Source organism: Streptomyces huiliensis, from assembly GCF_020037025.1.
Taxonomy (GTDB): Bacteria; Actinomycetota; Actinomycetes; order Streptomycetales; family Streptomycetaceae; genus Streptomyces; species Streptomyces huiliensis.
This window is the reverse complement of sequence record NZ_JAIQLH010000100.1, coordinates 13,533-30,372: the sequence shown is the minus strand read 5'-3', so window position 1 is coordinate 30,372 and position 16,840 is coordinate 13,533. Positions and strand designations below refer to the sequence as shown.

Sequence of the window (16,840 nt, the reverse complement as noted above, 5' to 3'; positions counted from 1 at the left end):
TGCCGACGTTGTCCTTGACCAGGACCGGGATCCCCTCCAACGGCCCGCGCGCCCGGCCGGCCCGGCGCGCCGCGTCACTCCGGCGTGCGAGGGCCGGAGCGTCGGGGTTGACGGTCGTCACGGCGCGGAGCAGCGGATTGAGCCGCTCGATCCGTTCGAGGAGGGCTAGGGTGAGGCGCTCGGAGGTCAACGCGCCTTCTGCCATGGCCTGTTGGAGGCCGGCGATGGTGCAGAGGTCGAGGTCGAGGTCGAGGCCCGGAACGGTGTCGGCGGGCCCGACGCCCTCGGTCGGGGTGGGTATCGGTGCTCCTCCGGACGGGCGCACTTGGTTCTCCTCCGCGTCGCGGTCCACGTTCCGTGACTCCGGCCGGACCGGCGCGGACCCCACCCGGCCCACGGCCTTCCCCGACCCGCGCCTGGCCGCGGCGGGTCCGGGCCGACCCTACGCGCCGCCGTGCCGGTCCGCGCACCTCCCCCCTGGTGGCGAGGGACGACCGCCGGCCAACTCGCCTGCCCAGGCCGCCGAACTGTGTGGACCGTCCCGTCGCGCCTGTGCTCCACTGCCCTCATGAGCTTGTCGGTGGATGTCTTCCTGGTGGATGAAGACGGTGCGGTGCACCTGCTGGACGTGCCGGAGGGGTGCTCCGACCTGGCCGGGTTCGAGCAGTGGCGCACCACTGTGTGGGGCTCGGAGGCGGTCCGTGCGTCGGGCGCCCGGTTCCTGCCGGTCCTGGCCGACGGAGACCTGCGGGTCGATGCCGGCCAGGTGCGGGCGTTCCGGCGTGAGTGCGCCGCCCTGCGGGAGAACCTGGAGGAGGTCCTCGCCGGTCTCCGGCCCTTGCGGACGGTCGACGAACTCAGGGACCAGCTCTCCGCCAGACTGGCGAACATCGAGGACGCCGCATGGCGGGCGGAAGAGGCGGGCGGCGGCGTCCTCATCTGGTGAGGCGCCGGTGTCCCGTCCTCGGCCGCCGCCCACGTAGCCCCGGGCCCGGCCCCTACACCTCGCCGTCCTCCGGCGGCAGTTCGTCCGCCGTCGGGTACGACGGCTGCGCCCCCGGCCTCGTCACCGACGCCGCGCCGACGCGTACCGCGAACCGGACCGCGTCCGCCAGCGACGCGCCGCCGGCCAGCCGGGCGGCCAGGGCGCCGGTGAAGGCGTCGCCGGCGCCGGTGGTGTCCACCGGGCGGACGGCGACGCCGGGGACGGGCACCGGATCGGCGGCGTCCGCGTCCAGGGCCAGGGCGCCGTCGGCGCCCAGGGTGACGACGACGGAACGGGCCCCGCGCTCCCGCAGGGTGCGGGCCCAGGCGGCCGGGTCATCGGAGTCGGCGTCGGCGCCGTCTGACGCTCCGGCGAGGTGCCGGGCCTCGTGCTCGTTGACGACGAGCGGGTCGGCCGCCGAGAGGAGTTCGCGGTCGAGCTCCGGCGGGACGGGGGAGGGGTTGAGGACGACCCGCGTCCCGGCCCCGGCCGCGAGGGCGGCGGCCGCACGGACGGTCTCCGCGGGGATCTCCCACTGGAGCGAGACCACCGACGCGGCGGCGACGAGCGGCCGGGCCGCCGCCACGTCGTCCGGCGAGAGGCGCGAGTTGGCGCCGGGGGAGACGATGATGGAGTTGTCGCCGTCCGGGCCGACGACGATCATCGCCGTGCCCGTCCTGGCCCCTCGGAGCACGCGCACGGGGGCGGTGTCGGCGCCGGCCGCCCGCTGCGCGTCCAGCAGCAGTTCGCCGTACGCGTCGTCGCCGACCGCCGCCAGCAGGGCCGTCCGCGCGCCGAGGCGGGCCGCGGCCGCGGCCTGGTTGGCGCCCTTGCCGCCGGCCGACTCGACCAGGTCCGCGCCGAGCACGGTCTCGCCGGGGCCGGGGCGCCGGTCCACCCGGACCGTCAGGTCGGCGTTGGCCGAGCCGATCACCAGGACGTCGTACGCCCGGTCGCCGTTGCCGCCGCCGTTGCCGTCGCTGTCGTTCCTCATCACGTCTCCGGTTTCCGATCCTTCGTGTCTCTCGTGCTCTCGTGTCTCTTTGGCGTGCGGCTGCCCGCCGCGCACCGGCTTCAGCCGCCGAACTCGGCCGCGTTCTTCCGCGTCACCAGCACCACCGGTACTTTCACCGTCTTCGGCAGCCGCTCGCCCCGCGCCGCGCGCAGGGCCCGGTCCACCGCCTGCCGGCCCAGCAGCTCGGGCTGCTGGGCGACGGTCGCCGTCAGGGTGCCGTCGCGTACCGCCGCGATCCCGTCCGGGGTGCCGTCGAAGCCGACGACCTTCACCTTGCCGCCGGCCGACGAGCCCAGCGCCTTGGCCGCGCCGAGCGCCATCTCGTCGTTGGCGGCGAAGACGCCGGTCACCCCCCGGTGCGCCTGGAGGAGGTTGGCCATCACGTCCATGCCCTTCGCGCGGTCGAAGTCGGCGGGCTGCCGGGCGACGACCTCGATGCCGGGGAACTCCCGGACGCCCTCCTCGAACCCCTTGCCCCGCTCGCGGGCGGCCGACGTGCCGGGCTGCCCCTCCAGGACGACGACCCGGCCCCGGCCGCCCAGCGCCGCGGCCAGCGACCGCGCCGCCAGCCGGCCGCCCTCGACGTTGTCGGAGGCGATCGTGGTGCCGACCCGGCCGCCGTTCACCCCGCGGTCGATGGAGACGACCGGGACGTCCGCCCGGTTGGCGACGCCCACGGCGGGCACGGCCGCGTCGGAGTCCACCGGGTTGATGATGGCGGCCTTGACGTTCTGGCTGGTGAACGTCTCCATCTGGTTGATCTGCTGCGTCGGGTCGTTCTGCGCGTCCGTGATGTTGATCTTCAGTCCGCGGGCCTTGGCCTCCGCCTGGGCGCCCTTCTTGATGCCGACGAAGAACGGGTTGTTCATCGTCGACAGGGCCAGGCCGAGGTCGGTGTTCCCGCCCCGGTCGCAGCCGGTGGTGCCCAGGCCGAGACCCAGGACCAGCAGGACGGCCGCCGACGCCGTCGCGCCCCGCCCCCGCCGCCTCACCGCGTGCTCCGCCGGCGCAGCGTGTCCAGCAGCACGGCCATCGCGATGACCAGGCCGGTGGCCACCTGCTGCCAGAAGGCCGACACGCTCAGCAGGTTGAGGCCGTTGCGCAGCACCGCGAGGATCAGGGCGCCGATCAGCGTTCCGGACGCCTTGCCGGAACCGCCCGACAGGCTCGCGCCGCCGATCACGACGGCGGCGATGGCGTCGAGCTCGTACCCCGTCGCCGCCTGCGGCTGCGCGGAGGTCAGCCGGGCGGCCAGCACGATCCCGGCGACGGCGGCGAACAGCCCGGACAGCGCGTAGACGACGAGCTTGCGGCGCTTGACGTCGATGCCCGACAGCCGCGCGGCCTCCTCGTTGCCGCCGATCGCGAACATGGCCCGGCCCGTGTACGTCCGCGCCAGCACCAGTGCCGCCAGCAGCCCCATCGCCACCGTGACCAGCACCGGCACCGGCAGCCACCCGCCGAGCGTGTCGCCGAGGTGGTTCAGTGCCGACGGGAAGGCGATCGGCGAGCCGCCCGATATCACCAGCGACAGCCCGCGGGCCACCGACAGCATGGCCAGCGTCGCGATGAACGCCGGCAGCCGCCCGTACGCCACCAGCGCACCCGACACCAGGCCCGCCACCACGCCGACGGCCAGCCCCAGCGGCAGCGCGGCCACCACGGGCAGCCCCTGCGACGTGGCCGCCCAGGCCGTCACCGTCGCGGAGAGCGCCGCCACCGAGCCCACCGACAGGTCGATGCCCGCCGACACGATCACGAACGTCACGCCGAACGCCAGGACCGCCGTCACCGACGCCTGCACGCCCACGTTCAGCAGGTTCCGTCCGTGCAGGAAGTCCCGGGACAGCACCGCCATCACCGCCACCAGGGCCACCAGCCCGCCCAGCGGGCCGTTGCGCAGCACCGCCCTCGTGAACCACTCCGCCGGGGCCGTCCCCGGCGCCCGTACCGCCGCCTCAGCCGACATCGGAGCCCTCCATCGCGCTCGTGTTTCCCTTGTCTCCGCCGGTTTGCCTGCCGGTCTCCCTGCCGGTTTGCCTGCCGGCCTCCCCGCCGGTTTGCCCGCCGGTCTCCCCGCCGGTCTCCGTGCCCTCCGCGTGCCGGACGGCCAGCTCCATCACCGCGTCCTGCGCGGCCGGCCCCTGGTCGCCGCCCGGCACCTCGCCGACCACCCGGCCCCGCGCCATCACCAGCACCCGGTCGCTCATCCCGAGCACCTCGGGCAGGTCGCTGGAGACCATCAGCACCCCGCAGCCCGCCGCCGTCAGCTCGTTGACGAGCCGGTAGATCTCCACCTTGGCGCCGACGTCGACACCGCGCGTCGGCTCGTCCAGGATCAGCAGCCGCACCCCGGCCAGCAGCCACTTGCCGATGACGACCTTCTGCTGGTTGCCGCCGGACAACGTCCGCGCCGGCTGCTCAAGACCGCTCATCCGCACCTTCAGCCGGCCGGCCATGGCCGCCGCCTCCCGCCGCTGCGCCCGCCGGTCGACCAACCCCGCCCGGGTGTCCCGGTGCAGCCGGGCCAGCGTCAGGTTGTCGTGCAGCGGCGCGTCCAACAGCAGACCCTGCGCCTTGCGGTCCTCGGGGACGAGGCCGACGCCCGCCCGCATCGCGGCCCGCACGTCGCCCGGGCGCAGCACCCGCCCGTCCACCTCCACGGACCCGGCCGTGTACCGGTCCACGCCGAACACCGCCCGCGCCACCTCCGTGCGGCCCGCGCCCACCAGTCCGGCCAGGCCCACGACCTCCCCGGCGCGCACCTCAAGGTCCACGTCCTCGAAGCCCGGCGCGCCGGCGACGCCCCGTCGGGTGAGGCCGCGCACCCGCAGCAGCGGCGCGCCGGCCGGGGTGCGGCGGCGCGGGTACTGCTCGGTGACGTCCCGGCCCACCATCAGCCGGATCAGCTCGTCCTCCGCCGTCGACGCCGGCACCTCGGCCACGCTCCGGCCGTCCCGGAGGACGGTCACCCGGTCGCCCAGGGCCGCGATCTCCTCCAGGTGGTGGGTGATGAAGACGACGCCGACGCCGCTGTCGCGCAGTTCGCGGACGATGCCGAAGAGCGTCGCCACCTCCCCGGAGGTGAGCACCGCGGTCGGCTCGTCCATGATCAGCACCCGGGCGTCCAGGCTCAGCGCCTTGGCGATCTCCACCATCTGGAGCGCGGCGATGCCCAGCCCGGCGACGGGTGCCGTCGGTGGGACGCGCAGCCGCACCCGCTCCAGGAGGCGCGCCGCGCGCTCGTTCATCGTCCGCCGGTCGACCAGGCCGAGGCGGTTGCGCGGCTGCCGGCCCAGGAAGACGTTCTCGGCGACCGTCAGGCCGGGCACCAGGTTGAACTCCTGGTGGATGGTGGCGATGCCCAGCCGCTCGGCGTCCTGCGCCGAACGCACCGCCACCTCGCGGCCGCCGACGACGATCCGGCCGGTGTCGGGGCGGTGGGCGCCGGCGAGCATCTTGATCAGCGTGCTCTTGCCTGCGCCGTTCTCGCCGAGCAGGACGTGCACCTCGCCGGCGAGGAGGCGCAGGTCCACGCCGTCCAGTGCCTTGACGCCGGGGAACGCCTTGGTCACCCCCTCCACGCGCAGCAACTCCGCGCGTCCGGGCGGTCCTTCGCGGCCGGGCCGTACGTCGTCGTTGACGCCGGTCATATGCCTCTCCTCGTTCTGTCGGCTGTTCCGTGAGGGGTGTTGGGGGGTGTTGAGGGGGTGTTGAGGGGGGCCGGTCAGGCCGGTTCGCCGCAGGAGCGGCGCACCACCAGCCGGGACGGCAGCAGCACCGACTCCGCCGGGCGGCCCTCGACGCGTTCCAGCAGCGTGTGCACGGCCGCCCGGCCCAGCTCCCGCGTCGGCTGGGCCACGGCCGTCAGCGGCGGGTCCGTGTGCGCGAACCAGGCCACGTCGTCGAACGACACCAGGGCCACGTCGTCCGGAATCCGCAGGCCGCGCGCCCGGACCTCGTCCAGCGCGCCGAGCGCCATCAGGTTGTCCGCGGCCAGCACGGCGTCCGGCGGCTCGGGCAGCGCGAGCAGGTCGCGCATCACCCGGCGGCCCCCGGCCGGCGTCATGTCCGGCGACGCGACGGCGCGTTCCGGCGGCAGCGCGACGCCGTGCGCGGCCAGCGCGGACCGGAAGCACTCCAGCCGCTCGTCCCCCACGGGCGTACCGGCCGGCGCGACGATCACGGCCGGGCGGCGGCGCCCCAACGCGGCCAGGTGCGCGGCCAGTTCGGTGAGCGCGGCCCGCCCCTCGGCGCGCACGCAGGGCGCGGCCACGCCGGGGACCGACCGGTCCAGCAGGACGAGCGGGGTGTCGGAGGCGACGATCTCGCACAGCACCTCCGAGCCGGTGCCGGCGGAGCTGACCATCAGTCCGTCGATACGGCGGTCGAGCAGCGTCCGCAGCTGGTCGTCCTGCTGCTCCGGGCTCTCCCCGGCGTTGCCGATGATCAGGCTGTAGCCGAGCCGGCGGGCCTCCTGTTCGACGGCGTCGGCCAGCTCGGTGAAGAACGGGTTCCGCAGGTCGCTGATGACCAGCCCCAGCGTCCGGGTACGCGCCGTCCGCAGCGCCCGCGCCACGACGTTGGGCCGGTAGCCGAGCTCGGCGACGGCGGCGAGGACCCGGTCGCGGGTCGCGGCCACGGGGGAGCGGCCGTTGAGCACCCGGGAGACGGTGGCGACGGAGACACCGGCCCGGTCGGCCACGTCCTTGATGGTCGCCATGGTGGGGGCCTCCGTCGTGTAATCGTTTTCGCGGGGGTGACGGGGTCAGGTAATCGATTACACGGCGGTCGCGTCAAGGGGGCCGGGTGAGTGGTCCGGATCACGGTCGGCGAGCAGGGCGACGTGTCGGGACGCGTAGGATCCGGATACATGTAGTGGCCAAATAAAATGGAGCGGGTGCGCTGTGGGCGGGAAAAAGGCAGCGAACGACGGCGTCGAGAGCTGCCTCGGCTGTCTCGTGCTGGTGATCATCGGCGTCGCCGTGTTCGTCGGCTGCGACTTCGGCGGCTCGCGCGACGACGCGGCGCCCCGCGACACCGCGAAGCCCTCCGCCACCGCCCGGCCCGCCCGCTGGCGCCCGCAGGCGGAGGACGACGAGACGTCCACGTGGGTCGGGGAGAGCACCGACGTCCCGGTCACGTCGAACGACACCGCGGTGGACGCCGAGGGCACGCGCATGGACGACCTCGACGCCCGGGTGTCCCACCACTTCACCGCCAAGGACACCACCGTCCGCGTCGTCTCCCGACCGCGGCACGGCACGGCGGCCGTCGACGGCGCGACCGTCGCCTACACGCCGGAGGCCGGGTTCGGCGGCGAGGACGAGTTCGAGTACACCGTCGCCCTGAACGGCCGTACCAGCAGGGCGAAGGTCACCGTCACGGTCGAACGCCGGCCGGGGGAGAGGGGGGTGACGAGGGAGTCGGAGGAGGCGCCGGAGGGTTCCGGTAAGGCGGAACGCGGTTCCGGCGGTGCGCACGGTACGTCCGGCGGTGGCGGTGGCGACGGAACCGGAGGCGGTGGCGGTGGTGAGCACCCCGGCGCCACCTACTACCGCAACTGCGCGGCGGCCCGAGCCGCCGGCGCCGCCCCGGTCCACCGGGGCGAGCCCGGCTACGGCCCGCACCTCGACCGGGACGGCGACGGGATCGGGTGCGAGGGGCGGAGGCGTCGGCGGTGACCGGGCGGCCGGTGCCCGCGGACCGCGCGGCGCCGCCGGATCCGGTGGCAGTGATCCGGCCGGGAGGGGAGTGATCCAGGCCACGGCGATCTTATGTTCCGGGATCGCGTCCTCTGCCCGACTTGCCGACTTCCCGCGTTCGCGATCTCCGTTACGCTCCGCGTCGTCGGCCACCTTGGGTGACCAAGGGGGCCGGTTTTCCTGTCCCTCAGAGGCCACGGATCCCCACGAAGGGGCCCGGACCGGAAGTTGGAGAAACACATGCGCCGACGCATAGCCGCGCTCGCCCTGAGCGCCGTCATGGCCGGTGGCACGGTCGCCATGACCCTGCCCGCCCAGACCGCCGTCGCGGCGGGACACGTCACCTGCCACCCCGAGCAGCTGCGGCAGCAGATCGCCCAGCTGAAGCAGAAGGCGGCCAAGCAGAAGCGCGCGGGCCACCGCGAGGCGGCCCGGCGGACCCTCGCCCAGGCGGACGCCCTGTCCAAGAAGCTGCACCGGTGCCTGAAGGCGGACGAGGACGCGTCCAAGCCCTTCCCGCGCTGAGGCACCCGTTCCCGCTCGCGCTCCCGCTCGCGCGGTGACGCGTGGGCCCAGGGCCCGTCCGGCGCTCGCGTGTTCGGCGCGCGCCGGACGGGCCCGCGGCAGTCCACGGGACGGACGAGTCCGCCCGCGAGGGGTGGCAGGATCGAGACCATGGACACCGTCTCCGGCGACTTCGAGCTGACCATGGACGAGCTGCGCGCCGTCGCGCGCTACGGGGCGGAAAGCGCCCAGGAGGTCCTGCCCGCGTTCGAGGAGGCCGTTCCCGGCGATCCCCGCCCGCGCGCGGCGCTCGCCGCCGCGTGGGAGTTCGCCGACGGCGCGAGAAGGACCAGGCTGCAGCGCGTCACCGCGCTGGACGCGCACCGCGCCGCGCGGGACGCGGGCACCGAAGCGGCCCGCCTCGCCGCACGGTCCGCCGGCGACGCCGCTGCCGCCGCGTATCTGCACCCGATCGCGCGGGCCACCCAGGTCGGGCACATCCTGCGCGCCGCCGCGAGTGCCGCCCGCGTCGGCGAACTGAGCGCGGGCGGCGACCCCGCGGTCGGAGACACGCTGATCGAACAGGCGCGGCGGCGCGCCACGCCGGAACTGGTCTCCGTGCTCTCCCGGTACCCCCTCGCGCCGGCCGGGAAGAACCGCGTCGCACAGCTCATGAGCGCCCTCGACGCCGCTCTGCGCGCGAGCGACTGAGCGCTCCGCCCGCGTCGGTCGGAGGGGGCTCGCACGCGTCCGCCCTCGTCCACGTGGCGCGCGCCGGGCCGCGCCCCCGTGCTCCGGACGCCCGGAAGCGCCGGTGCCGTCCGCGTCTGACCGGACGCCCTGTGGGTAACGCACACCTGTCCGGTACTTGCGGATGTGCGCGTTATGCGACAAGGGAGCCTCATGGATGGCGCGGCGAGCACCCCGGAGCCCGGCCCCGACACCGTCCCCGACGGGACGCCGGCCCTCGACGGCCTGATGCGGATCGCCATGGGCTTCATGGCCTCGAAGGTCCTGCTCGTCGCCGCCCGCCTCGACCTCTTCACCGTACTGTCCCAAGGTCCCCTGGACGCCGACGCGTTGGGTGCCCGGACCGGCGTCCATCCGCGCGCCGCCCGCGACTTCTTCGACGCCCTCGTCGCGCTCGGAGCCCTCGACCGCTCCGCCGGACGCTACGCCAACACCCCGGCCGCGGAACGCCACTTGGTGCGCGGCCGACCGGCCTGCGTGGGCGGCTTCCTGGAGATGACCGACACCGCGGTGTACGGACTCTGGGGCCGCCTGGAGGCGGCGCTGCGCACGGGCGCCCCGCAGAACGGGATCACGGACGGCGAGGACGGCATCTACGCCGCCCTCTACCAGGACCCGGCCCGCCTCGCCCTGTTCCAGCAGGCCATGACCGGGCTGTCCACCGGCTCCGCCCACGCCCTCGCCGAGGCGGTCGACTGGTCCCGCCACCGTACCGTCGCCGACATCGGCTGCGCCGAGGGAGCCGTGCTGACGCATCTGCTCCGCCGCCACCCGCACCTGCGGGGGACCGGCTTCGACCTGCCGGCCGTCGGGGCGGGGTTCCGGCGCCGGGCGGACGAGTCCGGCCTCGCGGACCGGCTCTCGTTCACCCCCGGCGACTTCTTCGCGGACCCCCTGCCCCGGGCGGACGTCCTCGTCCTCGGCCACATCCTGAGCGGCTTCACCCCCTCCCGGGCCGGGGCGCTGCTGCGCAAGGCGCACGCGGCACTGCCGGAGGGCGGGCTGCTCGTCGTCTACGAGATGCTGCTCGACGACGACCGCCGGGAGAACGCCCAAGGGCTCCTCATGAGCCTCACCATGCTCCTGGAGACACCCGGCGGCGGCGTCTTCACCGGCGCCGAGTGCCGGCGGTGGCTGACCGAGGCCGGGTTCCGGGACGTCCGGGTGCGGCACCTGGCCGGCCCCGAGTCGATGGTGGCGGGCGTCAAGTGACGCCCGGAACGGTACGAGAGCGGGCGCGCGCGGCGGAACCGCGCCCCGCGCCGGTGAGGCGGGACCCCCGCCGGGGAAGAGGTGCCACATGATCTCCGCATCCGCACTGGCCGCCGCCGCCCTCCTGGTGGCACTGCCCGCTGCCGGCTCCGGGCCGAATCCCGTCACCGCCGGCCCCGGGCCGCATGCCGTAGCCGCCGCGGACCCCGGGCCGGACGCCGTCGCCCTCGCCCTCGCGGACCCGGGACCGAACGCCGTCACCGTCGCCGACAGCTTCCGTACGCGCGCGGGCGGTGCCGCCGTCACCTACGCGCCCGACGCCGTGCCGGGGGGCGCGCGGGTCCGGGTGTCGGAGCATCCCGCACACAAGGGGGGCACCCGGTTCACGCTGCGCGTCGACGGTCTCCCGGCCGGCCGGACGTACGGAGCCCATGTGCACCGCGAGGCGTGCGGTCCGAAGCCCGAGGACGCGGGTCCGCACTACCAGAACGTCAAGGACCCGGTGCAGCCCTCGGTCGACCCCGCCTACGCCAACCCCCGCAACGAGGTGTGGCTCGACCTCACCACCGACGACCGCGGCACCGGCCGCGCCGAGGCGACCGTGGCCTGGCGCGTCCGCCCGGGGGAGGCCCGTTCGGTGGTCCTCCACGAGCACGCCACCGAAACCCACGCCGGCCGCGCGGGAACGGCCGGGGCGCGGCTGGCCTGCGTCACGGTGCCCTTCGGGACGGCGCGCTGAGCCCCAGGGGCCCGGAGAACCCCAAAGGCCCCGAGAACCTCAGGGACCCCGAGAACTTCAGAGGCTCGGAGCGGACGATCGCGGTCCGGAGCCGGCCCGGCCGGACGGCGGAGACGCCGGGCGGGCTCCGGACCGCGCTTCACGCAGCGTGCCGGCGCCGGCGACCGCTGCGCTCCCCGCGGGCGCCGGACGAGCCCGACACGTCGGAGGGGAGGTCCGGTACGACGCTGAGGTGACGTTTCGCCGGTGCCCGTTCGAGCGTTCCCGCGTCAGGCGTGCCCGTGCCGGGTGTACGCGCCTCACCCAGCACACGGTCCTCGTATCCCGCGAGCGCGAAGATGAGGCCCAGGAGCAGGGGAGGGATGAGCAGGGCGGTGAAAACCACGGGGGACTCCTTCCCGGAAGGCCGTCCCTGCCCGTGTTGCCGTCCTCGGCGCGCGGAAACCCCTCATCCCCCGTACGCGCGCACGCCGGATCCCTCGAACGGGGGACACGGCCGCCCGGGACGGCCCGCGAGCCGCGTTCAGGACGCCGACAGCGACCCCGCCACCTCGCCCAGCGCCTCCAGCACCGGACGGATCAGCGGATGCCGCTCCGCCCCCCGGCGCACGGCGGCGAAGACACGGCGGGTCGGCGTGACGCCCTCGACGGGACGGACCACGACGTCCTTGAGGTCCATGCCCGACAGCGCGGAGCGCGGCACGAGAGCCACCCCCGCACCGGCCCCGGCGAGCGCCGCGACGGCCCGGAAGTCGTCCGAGGAGTGCGCCAACCGGGGTTGGAAACCGGCCAGTTCGCAGGCCAGGACGGTCATGTCGTGGCACGGGTTGCCGGGGTAGGGGGCGATCCAGTCGCTGTCGGCGAGCTCGTCCAGGCGGACGTGCGGTTCGCCCGCCAGCGGGTGGGAGGTGTGCAGCACCGCGTCGAACGGCTCGGCGTAGAGCGGGACGCGGACCAGCCGCAGGTCGTCCTCGCGCGGCGCGCCCCGGTACTCGACGGCCAGGGCGACGTCCGCCACCCCGTCCATGACCAGCGGCAGGCTCTCGTCGCCCTCCGCGTCGCGCACCCGGAGCCGGATGCCGGGGTGGCGTCCGGAGAGGAGACCGATCACCGGTGCCAGCACCTCCGCGATGCCGGTGGCGAAGGCGGCGACGGTGAGTTCGCCCGCGGTGCCGTCCGCGTAGGCGGCGAGCTCGGCCTCGGCCCGCTCCAGCTGGGCCACCACCCGGTGGGCGTGGCCGAGCAGGATCTCGCCCGCCGGAGTGAGCCGCACGCCCCGGCCGCTGCGGGTGAGCAGTACGTGGCCGGTCTCCTGCTCCAGGGCGGCGAGCTGCTGGGAGACGGCGGACGGGGTGAGGTACAGCGCGGCGGCCGCGGCGGTCACCGTACGGTGCTCCGCCACGGCCCGCAGGACGCGCAGTCGCCGGGGGTCGATCACCCGGTCAATCTTGCCAGGGTCCGGCAGACCCCGAGCCCGGCAGGACCCCGAGCCTGGCAGGACCCCGAGCCTGGCAGGACCCCGAGCCTGGCAGGACCCCGAGCCTGGCAGGACCCCGAGCCCGGCCGGACCCGGGACCGGGTCAGCCCTTGAGCGCCGCGCGCGCGTCGACGAACGCCGCGATCGCCCGCTCGACGTCGGCCGTCGAGTGCGCCGCCGACAGCTGGACGCGGATCCGGGCGGCGCCCATCGGGACCACCGGGTACGAGAAGCCGATCACGTACACGCCGCGCTCCAGCAGCAGCTCGGCCATCCGGCCCGCCCGGGCCGCGTCGCCGATCATCACCGGGGCGATGGCGTGGTCGCCGGGCAGGATCTCGAAGCCCTCCTCGGTCATCCGGCGGCGGAACAGGGCCGTGTTGGCGTTCAGCCGCTCGCGCAGGTCGCCGGCGGACTCCAGCAGGTCGAGGACCTTGAGGGAGGCGGCGGCGATGACCGGAGCGAGGGAGTTCGAGAAGAGGTACGGGCGCGAGCGCTGCCGCAGCAGGGCGACGATCTCGGCGCGGGCCGCGACGTAGCCGCCGGACGCGCCGCCGAGGGCCTTGCCGAGGGTGCCGGTGATGATGTCCACCCGGTCCATGACGCCGTGCAGCTCGGGCGTGCCGCGGCCGCCGGGGCCGACGAAGCCGACGGCGTGCGAGTCGTCCACCATGACCATGGCGTCGTAGCGGTCGGCCAGGTCGCAGATCTCGCGGAGCGGCGCCACGTAGCCGTCCATGGAGAACACGCCGTCGGTGACGATCAGCCGGCGGCGGGCGTCCTGCGTGTCCTGGAGCTGCTTCTCCAGGTCGGCCAGGTCGCGGTTGGCGTAGCGGTGGCGGCGGGCCTTGGAGAGGCGGATGCCGTCGATGATGCTGGCGTGGTTGAGGGCGTCGGAGATGACGGCGTCCTCGGGGCCGAGCAGCGTCTCGAAGACACCGCCGTTGGCGTCGAAGCAGGAGGAGTAGAGGATCGTGTCCTCCTGGCCGAGGAACGCCGACAGCCGCGCCTCCAGCTCCTTGTGGACGTCCTGCGTGCCGCAGATGAAGCGCACCGACGCCATGCCGTAGCCCCAGCGGTCGAGGGCGTCCTTGGCGGCGGCGACGACCTCGGGGTGGTCGGCGAGGCCGAGGTAGTTGTTGGCGCAGAAGTTGAGGACGTCACCCGGGGTGCCGCCGGCGGTGACGTTGACGGAGGCGCTCTGCGGCGTGCCGATCACGCGCTCCGGCTTGAACAGGCCGGCTTCGCGGATCTCGTCGAGCGTGGCGCGGAGGTCGTCGCGGACGGAGTCGAACATCGGGGACAGGCTCCTTGGTGAAGGTGGGGCGGGACGGAGGGCGCCGGCGGTCAGGCGGTCCAGTCGAGGATGATCTTGCCACTGCGCGCGGTGGCGGCCTCGTCGAAGGCGGCGTCGAAGTCCCGGTACCCGTACCGGCCCGTGATCACCGGGCTGAGGTCGAGACCGGCCTCCAGCAGCACGGTCATCGCGTACCAGGTCTCGAACATCTCGCGCCCGTAGATGCCCTTGATGGTGATCATCGAGGTGACGAGCTTCGCCCAGTCGACGGGGAACTCCTGCGCGGGCAGGCCCAGCATGGCGATCCGGCCGCCGTGCGTCATGTTGGCGATCATGTCCTGGAGCGCCTCGGGGCGGCCGGACATCTCCAGGCCGACGTCGAAGCCCTCGCGCAGGCCCAGCGTGCGCTGCGCCTCGGCGATCGAGGACTCGCCCACGTTGCAGGCCAGGGTGGCGCCGACCTTGCGGGCCAGGTCCAGGCGCGGCTCGCTGACGTCGGTGATCACCACGTTGCGGGCGCCGGCGTGCTTCGCCACGGCCGCGGCCATGATGCCGATCGGGCCCGCGCCCGTGATCAGGACGTCCTCGCCGACCAGCGGGAAGGACAGTGCGGTGTGCACGGCGTTGCCGAACGGGTCGAAGATCGCGGCGACGTCCAGGTCGACCTCGGTCCGGTGCACCCAGACGTTGGAGGCCGGCAGCGCGACGTACTCGGCGAAGGCGCCGTCCCGGCCGACGCCGAGGCCGACCGTGCTGCGGCACAGGTGGCGGCGGCCGGCCAGGCAGTTGCGGCACTTGCCGCAGACCAGGTGGCCCTCGCCGCTCACCCGGTCGCCGACCGCGATGTCCCGGACGTCCGCGCCGACCTCGGCGACCTCGCCGACGAACTCATGCCCGAGCACCAGCGGCGTCTTGACGGCACCCTGGGCCCACCCGTCCCAGGAGCGGATGTGCAGGTCCGTCCCGCAGATGCCGGTGCGCAGCACCCGGATCAGCACGTCACCGGCGCCGATCTCCGGCTCGGGCACGTCCATGAGCCACAGACCCGGCTCGGCCTTGTGCTTGACGAGTGCCTTCATGGGCAGGGGCTCCTAGGGGGGTCGGCAGCGGGCCGGCGTCGGCGCGCGGTGGTTCGTGCGCACCGATGGGTCCGCGCGCACCAATGTGCCGAGTGATCCCTCCGGCGTCCATCGAGGATTTCTTAAGCGGGTCGACAGAAGAACTTCACGCCGCTCCGGGGTCGGCCGGACCCGGCGTGCAAACCCTCGGCCGGAGCTGCTTGAGGTGCGGTGGGGGAGCGCGGGAAAGAATGTGATGCGCCCCGCCCGCCTCGCCCGTGGCCGTGGGCCACTCCCCTTCCAGGCCCATGGCGCGAGCGCGCCGGCCCGGGGCGCGCTCGAACGGCAGCGGAGCCGGACAGCCGAGGAGTCCCGTGGACGAGCGCGTGGATCCGTTCCCGGCCCGCCCGTTCTCCGGCGAGCCCCTCGGCTGCCGGCCGGACCGGTCTTCCGGGGCCCGCTGCCCCGGGGTGACGAGGTGCGGGTCGTCACCGGGTACGAGGAGGTGCGCGCGGCGCTCCACCACCCCCTCCACGGCCGCGACCTCACCGCGAGCGACCCGCACATGGGCGTCGAGGGCTCGCCGGCCGGCGTCCCGCGCGACCGCACCCTGCTGCTGGACGGGCCCCGCGCACCCGCAGCTGCGCCGGCCGGCGGCGCGGCCCCTGGCGGCCGGCCGGGTGGCCGAACCGCGCCCGCGCGTCGAAGCGCCGGCCGACCGCCTCCTCTACGCATCGAGGAGGCGGGACCGTCGGCGGGCCTCGTGACGCGGCCGGCCTTCCCGCTGCCCCTCGCCGTGTTCTGCGAGCTCCTGGGGACACCCGGCCGCGACGGCCCGGCGTTCCTCCGCCGGAAGCCGCCGCTCATCCGCCGCTCATCCGGCAGTCGCCCGGACGTCACCGGGGGGCGCTTCGCTGTGCCGCGACGCACCTCACGTCCCACGTCCCATGCCTCACGCCGCTCGCACACCCCACCCGTTCAGGAGCCCCCCGTGCCGCTGCCCAGACCCGCCCGCGCCGCGTCCGTCCTCGCCGCCGGTCTGCTGACCACCGCCGCACTGGCGCACCCGGCGGAGGCCGCCGCCCCGGTCGCCAACGGCCCGGCCGTCGCCAAGCCGGCCGTGCCCAACGTGAAGGTGCTCACCTACAACACCTTCCTCATGAGCACGAACCTCTACCCGAATTGGGGACAGCGGCACCGGGCCGAGGCGATCCCCGCCGCCGGCTTCTTCCAGGGGCAGGACGTCGTCGTCCTCCAGGAGGCGTTCGACAACGACACGTCCGACGCGCTCAAGGCCCGCGCCGCCACCCGGTACCCGTACCAGACGCCCGTCGTCGGCCGCTCCAAGGACGGCTGGGACGCCACCGGCGGCGCCTACTCCGCCCTCACCCCCGAGGACGGCGGGGTGACCGTGCTCAGCAAGTGGCCGATCGTCCGCAAGGAGCAGGTCGTCTTCAAGGACGCCTGCGGCTCCGACAAGTGGTCCAACAAGGGCTTCGCGTACGCCGTCCTGAACGTCGGCGGCGCCCGGGTGCACGTCGTCGGCACCCACACGCAGTCCACGGACGGCGGCTGCGCGGCGGGGGAGGCCACGGCCGACCGCGCCCGGCAGTTCCGGGAGATCGACGCCTTCCTCGACGCCAAGCACATACCGGCGGACGAGCAGGTGATCGTCGCGGGCGACCTCAACGTCGACTCCCGGAGCGCCGAGTTCGCCTCGCTGCTCGCCGACGCCGGCCTCGACCCGGCGGAGGCCCGCACCGGCCACCCGTACTCCTTCGACACCCGGGAGAACTCCGTCGCCGCCTACCGGTACCCGGACGACGCCCGGGAGGACCTGGACCACGTCCTGCACCGCAAGGGCCACGCCCGGCCCGCCAGGTGGACGAACACGGTCGTCCAGGAGCGGTCCGCGCCCTGGACGGTGTCGAGCTGGGGCAAGGAGTACACGTACACCGACCTCTCCGACCACTACCCGGTCGTCGCCGGCGGCCGCTGAACGCCGGCGGCCGGGCGGGCACGCGCTGTTGACGGCGGAGCGGCGGCTCTGTGAGGGTTGCGGATCACGCGCGGGCGGCGAGCGGCCCCGGTGATCCGG

15 protein-coding genes and 1 pseudogene are annotated in these 16,840 nt (G+C 74.7%); 7 read left to right on the top strand and 9 right to left on the bottom strand.

The window, feature by feature from the left end; translation table 11 throughout:
• The coding region (locus JNW98_RS36645) for an amidase family protein (RefSeq protein ID WP_308015629.1) at positions 1–352 on the bottom strand (352 nt) is incomplete at its 3' end.
• A 216-nt stretch (positions 353–568) separates the two neighbouring features.
• Here JNW98_RS36645 and JNW98_RS19085 point away from each other — a divergent pair.
• Positions 569–946, top strand: coding sequence for a hypothetical protein (locus JNW98_RS19085; protein WP_223769467.1), 378 nt, complete (start codon positions 569–571; stop codon positions 944–946).
• A 52-nt stretch (positions 947–998) separates the two neighbouring features.
• On the opposite strand, the gene rbsK is transcribed toward JNW98_RS19085, so the two are convergent.
• The 4 genes and pseudogenes from rbsK to JNW98_RS19065 form a co-directional block, all read right to left on the bottom strand.
• Complete coding sequence (rbsK, locus tag JNW98_RS19080) at positions 999–1,979, bottom strand: ribokinase (protein ID WP_223769466.1); 981 nt, start codon at positions 1,977–1,979, stop codon at positions 999–1,001.
• An 80-nt stretch (positions 1,980–2,059) separates the two neighbouring features.
• Positions 2,060–3,969, bottom strand: a pseudogene (locus JNW98_RS19075) (ABC transporter permease/substrate-binding protein).
• Positions 3,959–5,653 (bottom strand): sugar ABC transporter ATP-binding protein, encoded by a 1,695-nt coding sequence (locus JNW98_RS19070; protein WP_223769465.1) that lies wholly within the window; start codon positions 5,651–5,653, stop codon positions 3,959–3,961. Before JNW98_RS19070 ends, JNW98_RS19075 begins: the two are co-directional and overlap by 11 nt.
• 74 nt (positions 5,654–5,727) lie before the next feature.
• Complete coding sequence (locus JNW98_RS19065; RefSeq protein ID WP_223769464.1) at positions 5,728–6,723, bottom strand: LacI family DNA-binding transcriptional regulator; 996 nt, start codon at positions 6,721–6,723, stop codon at positions 5,728–5,730.
• A gap of 184 nt (positions 6,724–6,907) precedes the next feature.
• Here JNW98_RS19065 and JNW98_RS36905 point away from each other — a divergent pair, with 184 nt between their 5' ends.
• From JNW98_RS36905 to JNW98_RS19035, 5 genes are all read left to right on the top strand, one after another.
• Positions 6,908–7,684 (top strand): excalibur calcium-binding domain-containing protein, encoded by a 777-nt coding sequence (locus JNW98_RS36905; protein ID WP_372459277.1) that lies wholly within the window; start codon positions 6,908–6,910, stop codon positions 7,682–7,684.
• A gap of 261 nt (positions 7,685–7,945) precedes the next feature.
• On the top strand, positions 7,946–8,230 hold the full coding sequence (locus tag JNW98_RS19050) for a hypothetical protein (protein WP_223769463.1): 285 nt from the start codon (positions 7,946–7,948) through the stop codon (positions 8,228–8,230).
• Positions 8,231–8,380: 150 nt separating this feature from the next.
• A complete protein-coding gene (locus JNW98_RS19045; RefSeq protein ID WP_223769462.1) occupies positions 8,381–8,920 on the top strand; it encodes a putative immunity protein in 540 nt (179 codons plus the stop codon).
• Positions 8,921–9,112: 192 nt separating this feature from the next.
• Positions 9,113–10,171, top strand: coding sequence for a methyltransferase (locus JNW98_RS19040; RefSeq protein WP_223769461.1), 1,059 nt, complete (start codon positions 9,113–9,115; stop codon positions 10,169–10,171).
• An 88-nt stretch (positions 10,172–10,259) separates the two neighbouring features.
• Positions 10,260–10,910, top strand: a complete 651-nt coding sequence (locus tag JNW98_RS19035; protein WP_223769460.1) for a superoxide dismutase family protein — start codon at positions 10,260–10,262, stop codon at positions 10,908–10,910.
• 139 nt (positions 10,911–11,049) lie between these two features.
• Here the strand turns inward: JNW98_RS19035 and JNW98_RS19030 are convergent, their stop codons facing one another.
• The 4 genes from JNW98_RS19030 to tdh all read right to left on the bottom strand — a co-directional run bounded on the left by JNW98_RS19030 (position 11,050) and on the right by tdh (position 14,763).
• Positions 11,050–11,295, bottom strand: a complete 246-nt coding sequence (locus JNW98_RS19030) for a hypothetical protein (RefSeq protein ID WP_223769459.1) — start codon at positions 11,293–11,295, stop codon at positions 11,050–11,052.
• Positions 11,296–11,433: 138 nt separating this feature from the next.
• Positions 11,434–12,348 (bottom strand): LysR family transcriptional regulator, encoded by a 915-nt coding sequence (locus tag JNW98_RS19025; RefSeq protein WP_223769458.1) that lies wholly within the window; start codon positions 12,346–12,348, stop codon positions 11,434–11,436.
• 142 nt (positions 12,349–12,490) lie between these two features.
• On the bottom strand, positions 12,491–13,684 hold the full coding sequence (locus tag JNW98_RS19020) for a glycine C-acetyltransferase (RefSeq protein ID WP_223769457.1): 1,194 nt from the start codon (positions 13,682–13,684) through the stop codon (positions 12,491–12,493).
• A gap of 50 nt (positions 13,685–13,734) precedes the next feature.
• A complete protein-coding gene (tdh, locus tag JNW98_RS19015; RefSeq protein ID WP_223769456.1) occupies positions 13,735–14,763 on the bottom strand; it encodes an L-threonine 3-dehydrogenase in 1,029 nt (342 codons plus the stop codon).
• Positions 14,764–15,733: 970 nt separating this feature from the next.
• Between tdh and sph the strand changes: the two genes are divergently transcribed.
• Entirely contained in the window at positions 15,734–16,741 is a 1,008-nt protein-coding gene (gene sph, locus JNW98_RS19010) for a sphingomyelin phosphodiesterase (RefSeq protein ID WP_223769455.1), read from the top strand.
• Positions 16,742–16,840 lie beyond the last annotated feature (99 nt).

What these genes read in the sequence shown, in the direction of transcription:
- JNW98_RS19085 (WP_223769467.1), top strand. Translation starts at nt 569, where the DNA reads ATGAGCTTGTCGGTGGATGTCTTCCTGGTGGATGAAGACGGTGCGGTG.
- rbsK (WP_223769466.1), bottom strand. Translation starts at nt 1,979, where the DNA reads ATGAGGAACGACAGCGACGGCAACGGCGGCGGCAACGGCGACCGGGCG.
- JNW98_RS19070 (WP_223769465.1), bottom strand. Translation starts at nt 5,653, where the DNA reads ATGACCGGCGTCAACGACGACGTACGGCCCGGCCGCGAAGGACCGCCC.
- JNW98_RS19065 (WP_223769464.1), bottom strand. Translation starts at nt 6,723, where the DNA reads ATGGCGACCATCAAGGACGTGGCCGACCGGGCCGGTGTCTCCGTCGCC.
- JNW98_RS19050 (WP_223769463.1), top strand. Translation starts at nt 7,946, where the DNA reads ATGCGCCGACGCATAGCCGCGCTCGCCCTGAGCGCCGTCATGGCCGGT.
- JNW98_RS19045 (WP_223769462.1), top strand. Translation starts at nt 8,381, where the DNA reads ATGGACACCGTCTCCGGCGACTTCGAGCTGACCATGGACGAGCTGCGC.
- JNW98_RS19040 (WP_223769461.1), top strand. Translation starts at nt 9,113, where the DNA reads ATGGATGGCGCGGCGAGCACCCCGGAGCCCGGCCCCGACACCGTCCCC.
- JNW98_RS19035 (WP_223769460.1), top strand. Translation starts at nt 10,260, where the DNA reads ATGATCTCCGCATCCGCACTGGCCGCCGCCGCCCTCCTGGTGGCACTG.
- JNW98_RS19020 (WP_223769457.1), bottom strand. Translation starts at nt 13,684, where the DNA reads ATGTTCGACTCCGTCCGCGACGACCTCCGCGCCACGCTCGACGAGATC.
- tdh (WP_223769456.1), bottom strand. Translation starts at nt 14,763, where the DNA reads ATGAAGGCACTCGTCAAGCACAAGGCCGAGCCGGGTCTGTGGCTCATG.